Genomic DNA, 12138 nt, shown 5'->3' with positions numbered 1-12138 from the left:
AGTAGGTGTCGCACTTCATATTACAATCCGTCTTATTTAAAAGATCAAGATTGAATAAATCGAATCAGTTCAGCATTGAATTTTTCCAACTCATCGTAAAATGCACCGTGTCCACTCTCTTCAAACACAACCATTTCAGCCGAAGGGATCGCTTTGTGTATCTCTTCAGCGAATTCGAACGGACAGATTTCGTCTTTTTTACCGTGGAAAATGGCTGTAGGCACCTGGATCGTTTCCAATTCCCCGCGCAAATCCTCATCACGCAACGCCATCGCACTATTAATCGTACCATAAGACGAAGCTTCCATGCCTAGTGCATGGAACCATTGCATGAAAGGCTGGCTGTGCTTCTTCGCAAAAAACATTCCGCCGAACGTATCCAATAGCTTCGCACGATCCGTGAAGATCGGCTCAATAATCTGCTCATTCAGCTCATCCGGCGTTAAACCGTACGGATAACCTTCACGCTGCGTAAATACAGGTGCCGCCGCCGACAGCAGTGCCAGCTTCGATACTCCGTGTCCCTGATGACGCGCCATATAATGTGCCGCGATAGCACCACCCATGGAGAAACCAGCGAGTATGGCATCTGTCAGCCCCAGGTCGTCAATAACAGCACGAACATCGTCTGCCATGCGGTCATAATCATATCCAGTAGACGGCTTATCGGATAAACCATAACCTCTGAAATCCATTGCAATGGTACGAATGCCGTGGTTCGGTAGCACATTCAATTGGTATTCAAACATTTTATAATTGACAGGCCAGCCGTGCAAAAACAGTACCGGAGTCCCTTCACCAATATCTTCAACATATACTTTTACATTCGGTTCAACTTGTACATAACGGCCCATTGTTCACAGCTCCCTTTATCGTTAGTAGTCATTCGTAATTATCGTTAGCAAGATACGTTGTATCGTCTCTTCGACTATTACCCTCTGACAACAGGTTCAAACGGGAGCTGCTGGGGCACTGTGCGTTAAAGCCCAACTTAACGCAACAGTCGAAGTCCATTCAGAATCACCAAAATGGTACTGCCTTCATGACCAACCACTCCAAGTGGCAAAGCAATATCTTGTAAGAAGTTACCTGCGCTTAACGCTAAAATAACTGTAATGGCAAACCACATATTATGCTTCACCGTGCGTTCGGCTCGCCGAGCTTGCCCGATTACCCAAGCAATCTCTTCGATATTATCATTCATAAGCACCGCATCCGCTACCTCGATTGCCGTCCCACTGCCTGATAAGCCCATGCCCATCCCCACCGTTGCTGCCGCAAGCGCAGGCGCATCATTAACCCCGTCACCAACCATCAGCACATGACCATATTGCTCACGGAGCGCTTGCACCTGTGTGACCTTATCTTCAGGTAGCAGATCAGCATAGACCAGACTAACCCCGGTTTCACCGGCAATGACCGAAGCTGAACGGGCACGATCACCGGTTAACATCGCTACTTTGACACCCATGCTCTCCAGCTTCTTCACAGCTTCAACCGCCTGTGGACGGATCATATCCCGCATCGCAATCAAACCCGCAAACTCACCATTGACAGTTACAACAGATATCGTTTTGCCTTCCTGCTCCAGTCGGGTACATACCGCTTCCCAGTCTGCTTCACCGTTTACGAGTACATCATTGGCTATAGACTCCACAGCTTTGCCATTCTTTAATTCGCCAGTTGGCGTTACAGCTAGTGTTTCCGTAGCTTCTCTCTCTTCCATCGTCTGCTTCTCTTGTGCCCACACTGTTCCATCCAGCCGCCCAACCTTCCACACGACGCCATTTATGCTTCCTTGAATGCCGTGTCCTGTAATAGACTGCACATGCTCTGCCTCTTGTAGAGGTAAGTTTTCTTTACTCGCCTGTTCCACGATAGCCCGAGCAAGGGGATGCATCGAGAGATTTTCAACAGACGCCACTGCGGACAATAATTGCTCTCTGCTTACGCTCGGTGCAGTTAGGATATCCGTTACTTTGGGAGTTCCCATCGTGAGCGTACCTGTTTTGTCAAAAGCGACCACTCGGGTATGAGCAATATTCTCCATATGCGCTCCTCCCTTGAACAAAATCCCGCGGCGAGCGCTGCTGGACATTGCAGATAGCATCACAGGCATGATGGAGGACACCAGTGCACAAGGTGATGCCACGACAAGAAAAACCATGGCTTTGTAAAAAGCTTCATTCCACGTCCATCCCAAGAGTAGTGGTGCTCCTACAATAACAAGAAGCGTAACACCTACAACAATTCGTGCATAGATACCTTCAAAACGTTCCATAAAACGTTGCGAATCCGGTACCTCGGCTTGCGCTTCCTCCACCAGCTTGATGATTTTTCCGAATAGTGAGCCCTCGGCCGACTTGGTGACTTCAACATATAACGCCCCCTCACCATTCACTGTACCAGCGTAAACTTCGTCCCCTGCACTCTTATCTACTGGCATCGATTCCCCGGTAATCGACGATTGATTGATAAAAGAACTTCCCCGATAAACAACTCCATCCGCAGGAATCAGCTCGCCTGGCTTCACGAGTAGCAGATCCCCTGGCTGCAAATCCTCAATCGCCACGATATTCATTTGTCCATCCTCGATCCGCAATGCCGTCTCCGGTTTAAGTGCAAGTAAGGATGAGATGTCTTTGTGACTGCGCTCCGTGGCGTAGCTTTCCAATGCTCCACTAAGGGCAAAAATAAAGATTAGCATCGCGCCTTCATTCCAATAACCAATTGTCGCCGCTCCAAGTGATGCGGCAATCATTAGCAAGTTAACGTCCAGATCACGATCCTTAACCAAAGTTTCGACACCTTCTTTGGCCTTCGTCCAGCCACCAATCCCATAAGCGGCAATGTAGATTATCACAGACATCGTGGCAAAATAAGGTGCTATCCCCCATGCAATCAGCATCATAATGCCACTGCCCAGCGCTGCCTGCATCTCCTTGTTCTGCAACATCGCGCGAAAATTCTTTTTCTTGCCCCGTTTGGGTCCAGGAGTATGGGCCGATTGTTGCTTGGCTTGCTGTTTCCCTTGTAAAGGTTGATGTATCGCTTGCATATAAATCACGTTCCCTTCGGAGGTTTTGTTCTCATCTGACTGCATTGCCCAAATTGTATTGAGAATGAGAGCCATTGTTATTGCCCTAAAAATGGCACATGCTGCTGCGGGAATCCCGCAGCAGCATGGTTTAGAGATGATTTGGCATTTTCATAGATCTGTAATCCAGTGAGAATGATAATCATTTTTGCGCTTATGCAATTATGTTTACTCAATACAACTTTAGCTCAATTATATGCCTATGCTGTTGATTTGTAAATGGGTGTTTCAGGCTAACGATCATGAGAAACCTTATTTCATCGAAAAAGCATCATTTTTAATGCTAACGATCACTAGGAACGCTATTCATTGCATTTAGCCCATTTCTCGCCCCTAAATGCTGAAAAATGAATAAATAACATCTCTGCTAATCGTTAGATTTTAAATCTCGGTAAAAAAGGCAAATAAACTCCGTGGAGATCGTTAGCGCTAGCTCCTCATTCTCCTCGTTCCAATGACCTAAAGATAAAGGCATACTCGTTCGTTATGTACCTACCATAAAGCTTTTGCCACAAAGAACTCTCCATACAAAAAGGCCAAAGCCCGCTGAACGTGGCTTTGACCTTTCAAGTACGACATACTTTGATACACCTACAATTGTAACTTACTTTTACGCGCCTACACTTGCACCTTGGCTCGCTTTAATCGCCTGCTCCAGATCATAAATGATATCCTGAATGTTCTCCGTACCAATGGACAGACGAATCAATTCCGGATTTACGCCAGCTGCTGTTTGTTCTTCTTCCGTCAATTGAGCATGGGTTGTGCTTGCCGGATGGATGATCAATGACTTGGAGTCACCTACGTTAGCAAGGTGGGAGAACAGTTTCACGCTTTCGATCAATTTACGCCCTGCCTCTACACCGCCTTTAATGCCAAACGTCAGGATGGCACCTTGCCCTCTTGGCAGATATTTCTGTGCAAGTTCATAAGATGGATGACTTGGCAGACCTGCATAGCTCACCCACAGGACATCCTCATGTTTCTCCAGATACTCTGCAACTGCCAGCGCATTGCTACTATGACGTTCCACGCGAAGATGCAACGTCTCCAAACCTTGTACCAACAGCCAGGAGTTAAATGGTGAAATGGACGCTCCCAAGTCACGTAACAACTGTACACGTGCTTTAATAATATAAGCAATCGGGCCAACCGCTTCTGTGTATACAACCCCGTTATAACTTGGGTCCGGTTCAGTCAATCCTGGGAATTTGCCGCTTGCTTTCCAGTCGAATTTACCACTGTCCACGATGACACCACCGATGGATGTACCATGCCCGCCAATGAACTTGGTTGCCGAGTGAACGACAATGTCCGCTCCATGTTCAATTGGACGAAGCAAATACGGGCTTGGGAACGTATTATCCACGATCAAAGGAATGCCATGTTCATGGGCAATTGCTGCCACGGCTTCAATATCAAGTACATTCCCCTTCGGGTTACCAATCGTTTCAGCGTACAATGCTTTTGTTTTCTCCGTAATCGCCGCTCGGAAGTTCTCCGGATCACTGGAATCTACAAATTTCACATCAAGGCCCAATTTCGGCAACGTTGTAGAGAAGAGGTTATACGTACCGCCATACAGACTTGCCGAGGACACGATCTCGTCTCCAGCACCGGCAATGTTCAGCAAAGAGAACGTAATAGCTGCCTGACCCGAAGCCGTAGCCAATGCGCCTGCTCCACCTTCCAGAGCAGCAATCCGCTGTTCAAATACATCCGTTGTTGGATTCATCAGACGCGTATAGATGTTGCCAAACTCTTTCAAACCAAACAGATTAGCAGCATGCTCCGTATCACGGAATCCATAAGATGTTGTCTGGTACAAAGGTACAGCTCTAGATTGGGTTGTTGGGTCAATCTCTTGACCTGCATGAATAGCTAATGTTTCAAATGAAAGCTCACGTTCGTTTGACATAATTCTGAATCCTCCCTTGATATATGCATTCTTGTGCATCCTGATCTCAATTACTGGCTTCTTGATGTCTCATCATGGCGGCTTATGTTTTCCATATTCTCTCACAAGATGTCGGTTTTGAAAAGAGTTATTTCCGATTTTTCCGATAAGAAATGTTAATATGTAAAGTATGATCCTGCTGTACTAAAAAAACCTTTGCCATGGCAAAGGTTTTTCAGTTCATTCATCGTTAGCATTTCTTCTACCTCATCTTACCTTCACAGCGTCCCATACCGCTCGCAGATGCTTGGCAGCAGGCACAGCCTCTTCTGCATTCACACCTTCCAGCGAGATATCAATGTGTGGTTTATATGTCTTGAGCAATTCGAAGAACAACGGATAATCCAGAATGCCCGCACCAGGAACGGGATTATACTTCTCACCCTGTGCATTGAAAGCTACATCTTTCGCATGAATCACGATCATCTTCTCATACAGCTTCTCCATTACTTCACGCAGAAAAGCTCCTTGATCTGCTGTATGATGGTGTTTAATCAGATTACACGGATCAAACAACATGCCCAGATTGGATGACGGAATCTCTTCAAACAACCGGGTCATATGTTCATGCGTATGAAGTGTATGGGTCGCCACGGGTTCAATGGCAGCATGTACGCCCCATTTTTCAGCTTCCTCCGTGATCTCCTCCAGCGTATCTTTCAGAACACTCCATGACTTTTCATCATATGTGTCTGGATGAGAATCCTTATAAGTCGTTCGTTCTCCTGTTTCTGTTGCCACCATACTGCACCCAAAATCCCGGGCATAACGCAGATGTTCCTTGAACCGGTTAATATCTGCGCGACGGCTTACAGGATCAGGATCAATCGGGTTGATGTAACAGCCTAGAACGGCAATTTTCACCCCGCGGCTAGCAAATTGTTCTCCTACCTCGTTAGCGAATCCAGGACTCAATTTGCCATTCGCTGAATCCATGTCCGACAACGCTTTGGCAAGAGCCAGTTGCACGGAGTTGAATCCGTTGTCCGCAATGATTTGCGCCAGCTCAGCTGTAGGCCGTTTACCAAACGTATGGGCCAGAACACCAAGTTTCATCTCATTGCCTCCTTCTGCAAAACGGATCTTGGATGACGGATTAACGCGCCATCCATCCGCCATCCACATTAAGTACGTGACCATTCAAATAATCCGATGCAGCAGAAGCCAGGAACACCACTGGACCTTTCAAGTCCTCAGGTGTTCCCCAGCGACCTGCTGGAATACGTGCTGTGATATCGCGGTAACGGTTCTCGTCCGCACGAATTTGAGTTGTATTATCCGTTTCCATATAACCTGGAGCGATGCCATTAATCTGAATGCCCTTGCCAGCCCATTCATTAGCCAGGGCTTTCGTCAACCCGGCAACGCCGTGTTTACTAGCCGTATATCCCGGAACATTAATGCCACCTTGGTAGGAAAGCATCGATGCAATGTTAATGATTTTGCCACTTCCACGTTCAATCATATGTCTCCCCGCCAGCTGGCTCAGGAAAAATACACTGTTCAGGTTCAACGCGATGACATCATGCCAATCCTGATGTGCGTGATCCGCTGCCGGAGTACGGCGAATAATGCCGGCATTGTTGACGAGAATATCAATTCTGCCTTGGAAAGCGAGCGCTTTTTCAAACACAGCTGACAGTTCTTCTTCTTTGCTTAGATCAGCTTCGATGATATACGCTTTACGTCCCAGTGCTTCAATTGCATTTGCCGTCTCCGCCGGTTTGGAGTAAGACACCAGCACCACATCTGCCCCCGCTTCAGCGAGGCCAACTGCCATTCCCTGCCCGAGTCCTCCTGAGGTACCTGTCACCATTGCAACTTGTCCGCTTAAATCAAATGGGTTCATGAACATTTCCTCCACATGTCTTTGATATGCAAATTACAACTGTATCGTTCGTTATTTCATCCCGTTAAAAATACATGAAGTTAACTTGTGTAATCCACGTTGACACCACTCTGCCTGTATAAAGCCGCTGTCTCTTCGTCCAGATTTCGGTCGCTGATAATATAATCCAGTTCAGAGCACTGTGCGAAGGTACGGAGTGCAAATTGCCCGAATTTGTAATGATCCACTACGCCAAATACCTGCTGTGCAGCAGCAATCATTGCTTTCTTCAGAGGAACCAGATCGCCTGTATAGATGGACAAGCCAAATTCAGGATGAAGCGCCGTTGTTGAAATGAAGGCTTTGTGAATGTTCAGACCGGAAATAAATGCCGCCGTATCTTCACCCACCAGCATATTACGCACACGCGCTCCACCAGGAACGACCAGTCGCACCTGTTCCTTTTTCGTCAGCTCTGCAATGATGTATAAATCACTTGTGATCACCGTCAGCGGCTGGTTATCGAGCCGCTTGGCCATCTCTAGCGTGGTGCTGCCACCATCCAGTGCTACAATATCCCCAGGCTTAATATAAGCAAGTGCTCGTTCGGCAATCTCGGTTTTCTCGGACTGGTGTTTCTCCAGTGCCCCGCGGCTGTTCAGAATCCCATATTGGTCATTCTGAGCCAGCATAGCTCCGCCGTGTACACGCACGAGCAATCCCATACTCTCCAGCTTATCGAGATCCTCTCGCACCGTTTTGCCAGTCACCTGCAACAGTTCGCTCAGGTCACTAACCGTGACCTCCTGGCGTTCCAGCAGAGCCTCCATGATCTTTTCATGTCGTTTCAATGGATTCATCTAATCAACTTCCTATTTCTTTCTTATTTCAGATCCTTCATCGCTACGCCGTCCATGTCTTCGAACGTTTGGTTTTCTCCAGCCATTGCCCAACAGAAAGTGTAGTTGCTTGTACCTACACCGCTGTGAATAGACCAGCTTGGAGAGATGATCGCCTGACGATCACGTACAACCAGGTGACGCGTTTCCGTTGGCTCACCCATCATATGGAATACAACGCCATCTTCAGGCAGGTTCCAGTACAGGTACACTTCGGAACGACGGTTGTGTGTATGTGCCGGCATTGTGTTCCACATATTACCTTTGTTCAACTCTGTGATACCCATAACGAGCTGACAGCTCTTGATCCCGCCTTCACCTTGGTGAATGTAACGGTAGATGGTACGTTCGTTGGAAGTTTCGATGCTGCCGAGGTGGTTCGGCTGTGCTTGCTCTTGAGTTGCTTTTACCGTTGGATAGGTATGGTGAGCCGGTGTAGAAACAAAATAGAACTGAGCCGCCTGCTCTGTGCCATTGCTCTTGAATACCACTTCCTTAACGCCTTTACCGATGTAGAGGCATTCTTTGGCTCCAATCTCATACACTTCTCCGTCCGCTGTTACTGTACCTTGTCCACCCACGTTAATGATACCGATTTCACGGCGCTCCAGGAAAAAGTCCGTTCCGATATCTTTCAAGTTAACTTCAAGAGTGATGTCCTTGCTCTGTGTAACTGCAGTTCCGACAATGTAACGATCCACATGGGAGTACACAGTCACCAGTTCGTCTTTGGCAAACAATTGCTCCATAAGGAATTCCTCACGCAAACGAGCTGTATCATACGTTTTTACTTCATTCGGGTGTGCTGCATAACGGTTTTCCATTAGTAATCCATTCCTTTCGTCTTGTGAATTAAGTTTAGAGTTGAGCTCATTGATGCCTTGTGGCTTTCAATGAAGTTCACTATGTTTATTAAAGTTCATATGAGTTCATTTTAGTTCATTTCCTATCATTTGTGTACCCTTATTTTTATGATTCAACCAAATCACTGAATTGTGTTGGCTATTTCTAGTAAAACTTGTGACTCCAGTAACAATAAAACTCACTACGAAAAAAAGATGATTTCTGCAAGATGCAGAGATCACCCTTTTTTAGTCAACTCTCTTTTTTTAGATCACTTGATGAATAGAACTGTATTTACATTAGATCAATTCGGACTTTTGAAGAAGCTTCCGGATAATCGTGGCTACCTCAGCTCTTGTAATATAAGCCTTAGGTACAAGTGCTGTGGCACTTCTGCCAGATATGATGCCTGCTTGTACACTTTCCATAACGCTACTTTGTGCCCACTGAGAGACACTAACCGCATCTTGGAATGAATGAAGTATTCCATCTGTCGATTGTACAGGCTGCTTTTCCTTCAATCTGGTCAGAGTCATTGCCTTGGAAAGGATCACCATTGCCTGTTCACGTGTAATCTTATCCATCGGACGGAAGGTACCATCTGGATAGCCATCAAGCAATTCGTATGCATAAGCCGTACTAATTACACTGCTGTACCAATCGGAAGACTTAACGTCCGAGAAAAGCGTAGTCTCGTTCTCAAGTTTAAGTCCCAGTCCTCGAACAATGCTGGCTGCGAATTCGGCACGTGTAATATCTTGGTCGGGATTGAACTGTTCATTGCCGGTACCGTTGACAATCATTCGGGAACCCATATCGTTCACAGCTTCTTTAGCCCAGTGCTTTGCAACATCACTGAATTCTAGTGGGTGCCAGACAACGCTATAAGTGCTGTTTGTTAAACTGTTGATCTGAGCGTAATACATTCCCTCCTTGAAAATCACTTTGGTTGGTACATGCCTTACCGATCCATCCGGCTCTACCACCAAGCCTGTTGTGATCTTATTCGGATCAATACCGTTCGGAAGAGCAACACTTCTTTCAACATATGCGTTAAATTTTGATACGTCAATGGTCGTACTTCCATATGTTGCGCTAATCTTGAAATCCGTCGGTGGAGCAACGAGCGTGAGCCCAATCTTCCCTGCCGCTTGGTCTACCACTTGCATCATATCCGTTATTGGAACGGCAATTTCAATGCGAACTTTGATGTCTTGCAGGTTCAACTCTTTACCCAATTGGGCGGATAGGGCATTAATATTTATTTGTTGAGCTGGCAAAGTATATGTTGCTCGGGCTGTTCTAATCTCCAATGTTGCACTATAGTTTTCCAGATTTTTAATCATCTGACCGTTCAATTCACCAATCACAATATCCGATTTCGTATTAACCGGTAAAGTCACTACGGCTCCTGAACCTTCCGATGCAAGCTTGTTGTCCAGCTTGTTCTGGTCGACGGATATCGTGGTCACGCTTTGATTGTTGCGTTGCGATGTCGTGGCTGTACCCGCACTCTCCACTTTCCCGTTAACAAGAATGTCTACTCCAGTAGTGCCGCTTGAAGGAGCGATGCTACCAGAACCGCTATTTATCGAACTAGTCGGCGAACTTGGTACGTTAGGGTTGTTAGGTACGTTAGGGTTGTTAGGCACGTTCGGTGCATTATCCGTCGTGATGTTCGAGACAACGTTCGATGTACCGGCATTCGCGCCGCCAGCGAGTACGAGGCGGAAATTATATGACGTTGCCGGGTTCAATCCTGTTACGGTTGCACTTGTGGCATTGGACGCAAGGGCTCCGCTTGTAGAGGCCGTAGTCCACGTATTCGTGCCTGCTGGCGATTGTTCAATCACAATCCCTATTGCTCCGCTCGCTGCTGTCCAGCTAAAGCTTGCACTTGTACTCGTTTTCGCTGTACTCGCAAAATCGGTGAGCGGTACGCTTGGTGCATTGTCCGTCGTGATGTTTGAGACTACATTCGATGTACCCGCATTTGTACCGCCAGTGACCACGAGTCGGAAATCGTAGGACGTGGCTGGGTTCAATCCTGTTACCGTGGCACTTGTGGCGTTTGCTAAAATCGCTCCACTCGTTTGTGCCGTTGTCCACGTGTTCATGCCCGCTGGAGATTGTTCAACCACAATTCCGGTTGCTCCGCTCGCTGCTGTCCAGCTAAAGCTTGCCGTTGTACTCGTCTTCGCCGTACTCGCAAAGTCCGTGAGCGGCACGCTCGGTGCATTATCCGTCGTCACACTCGAGACAATGTTTGATGTGCCCGCATTCGCACCGCCAGTGACCACGAGTCGGAAGTCATACGACGTGGCCGGGTTTAATCCTATTACCGTGCCACTTGTGGCATTGGTCGCAAGGGCTCCGCTTGTAGACGCTGTAGTCCACGTGTTCGCACCTGCTGGGGATTGTTCAATCACAATTCCGGTTGCTCCGCTGGCTGCTGTCCAGCTAAAACTTGCACTTGTACTCGTTTTCGCTGTACTCGCAAAGTCGGTGAGCGGCATGCTTGGTGCATTGTCTGTCGTGATGTTCGAAACCACGTTCGATGTGCCTGCATTCATACCGCCAGTGACCACAAGTCGGAAATCATACGATGTGGCCGGGTTTAATCCTATTACCGCGCCACTTGTGGCATTGGCCGCAAGGGCCCCGCTTGTGGACGATGTTGTCCATGTGTTCGCACCTGCTGGCGATTGTTCGATCACGATCCCTATTGCTCCGCTGGCTGCTGTCCAGCTAAAGCTTGCACTTGTACTCGTCTTCGCCGTATTCGCAAAGTCGGTGAGTGGCACGCTCGGTGCATTATCTGTCGTGATGTTCGAGACCACATTCGATGTGCCCGCATTCATACCGCCAGTGACCACAAGTCGGAAATCATACGATGTGGCTGGGTTCAACCCTGTTACCGTGGCACTTGTGGCGTTTGCTAAAATCGCTCCACTCGTTTGTGCCGTTGTCCACGTGTTCGTGCCCGCTGGCGATTGTTCGATCACCAGCCCTGTTGCTCCGCTCGCTGCTGTCCAGCTAAAGCTTGCACTTGTACTCGTCTTCGCCGTATTTGCAAAGTCGGTGAGTGGCAAGCTCGGTGCATTGTCTGTCGTGATGTTCGAAACAACGTTCGATGTACCGGCATTCCCACCACCAGTAACCACAAGTCGGAAGTCATACGACGTGGCTGGGTTCAACCCTGTTACCGTGGCACTTGTGGCGTTGGTCGCAAGGGCCCCGCTTGTAAACGCTGTAGTCCATGTATTCGCACCAGCAGCTGATTGTTCGATCACGATTCCGGTTGCTCCGCTGGCTGCTGTCCAGCTAAAACTTGCGCTTGTACTCGTTTTCGCCGTATTGGCGAAGTCCGTGAGCGGCAAGCTCGGTGCATTGTCCGTCGTGATGTTCGAGACCACATTCGATGTACCGGCATTCGTACCGCCAGTGACCACAAGACGGAAGTCATACGATGTGGCTGGGTTCAATCCTGTTACGGTTGCACTTGTGGCGTTGG

General features: G+C 47.8%; 8 protein-coding genes. All 8 read right to left on the bottom strand.

Features of this window, described 5'->3' with window-relative positions:
- Positions 1–44: 44 nt before the first annotated feature.
- Positions 45–854 (bottom strand): alpha/beta fold hydrolase, encoded by an 810-nt coding sequence (locus tag H7T88_RS28425; protein WP_221791729.1) that lies wholly within the window; start codon positions 852–854, stop codon positions 45–47.
- 137 nt (positions 855–991) lie between these two features.
- Complete coding sequence (locus H7T88_RS28420; protein ID WP_312027670.1) at positions 992–3058, bottom strand: heavy metal translocating P-type ATPase; 2067 nt, start codon at positions 3056–3058, stop codon at positions 992–994.
- A 649-nt stretch (positions 3059–3707) separates the two neighbouring features.
- A complete protein-coding gene (locus H7T88_RS28415) occupies positions 3708–5015 on the bottom strand; it encodes a homocysteine synthase (protein ID WP_154891739.1) in 1308 nt (435 codons plus the stop codon).
- Positions 5016–5261: 246 nt separating this feature from the next.
- Complete coding sequence (locus H7T88_RS28410) at positions 5262–6110, bottom strand: sugar phosphate isomerase/epimerase family protein (protein WP_154960173.1); 849 nt, start codon at positions 6108–6110, stop codon at positions 5262–5264.
- Positions 6111–6150: 40 nt separating this feature from the next.
- A complete protein-coding gene (gene kduD, locus H7T88_RS28405) occupies positions 6151–6903 on the bottom strand; it encodes a 2-dehydro-3-deoxy-D-gluconate 5-dehydrogenase KduD (protein ID WP_154960174.1) in 753 nt (250 codons plus the stop codon).
- Between the two features lie 80 nt (positions 6904–6983).
- Positions 6984–7742: a DeoR/GlpR family DNA-binding transcription regulator gene (locus tag H7T88_RS28400; protein ID WP_145334811.1), complete on the bottom strand. Its 759-nt coding sequence runs from the start codon at positions 7740–7742 to the stop codon at positions 6984–6986.
- A 23-nt stretch (positions 7743–7765) separates the two neighbouring features.
- A complete protein-coding gene (kduI, locus tag H7T88_RS28395) occupies positions 7766–8605 on the bottom strand; it encodes a 5-dehydro-4-deoxy-D-glucuronate isomerase (protein WP_090924443.1) in 840 nt (279 codons plus the stop codon).
- Between the two features lie 318 nt (positions 8606–8923).
- A partial coding sequence (locus H7T88_RS28390; RefSeq protein WP_221791727.1) for an S-layer homology domain-containing protein occupies positions 8924–12138 on the bottom strand: 3215 nt, incomplete at its 5' end.

The sequence above is a fragment of the Paenibacillus cucumis (ex Kampfer et al. 2016) genome (assembly GCF_019748695.1).
Taxonomy (GTDB): domain Bacteria; phylum Bacillota; class Bacilli; order Paenibacillales; family Paenibacillaceae; genus Paenibacillus; species Paenibacillus polysaccharolyticus.
Note: the sequence above shows the minus strand (reverse complement) of the source record. Positions and strands in the feature narration are given on the sequence as shown.

Bases quoted from the DNA above. Each gene is read 5' to 3' on its own strand.
- H7T88_RS28420 (WP_312027670.1), bottom strand. From the start codon at position 3,058: ATGCAAGCGATACATCAACCTTTACAAGGGAAACAGCAAGCCAAGCAA.
- H7T88_RS28425 (WP_221791729.1), bottom strand. From the start codon at position 854: ATGGGCCGTTATGTACAAGTTGAACCGAATGTAAAAGTATATGTTGAA.
- H7T88_RS28410 (WP_154960173.1), bottom strand. From the start codon at position 6,110: ATGAAACTTGGTGTTCTGGCCCATACGTTTGGTAAACGGCCTACAGCT.
- kduD (WP_154960174.1), bottom strand. From the start codon at position 6,903: ATGAACCCATTTGATTTAAGCGGACAAGTTGCAATGGTGACAGGTACC.
- H7T88_RS28400 (WP_145334811.1), bottom strand. From the start codon at position 7,742: ATGAATCCATTGAAACGACATGAAAAGATCATGGAGGCTCTGCTGGAA.
- kduI (WP_090924443.1), bottom strand. From the start codon at position 8,605: ATGGAAAACCGTTATGCAGCACACCCGAATGAAGTAAAAACGTATGAT.
- H7T88_RS28415 (WP_154891739.1), bottom strand. From the start codon at position 5,015: ATGTCAAACGAACGTGAGCTTTCATTTGAAACATTAGCTATTCATGCA.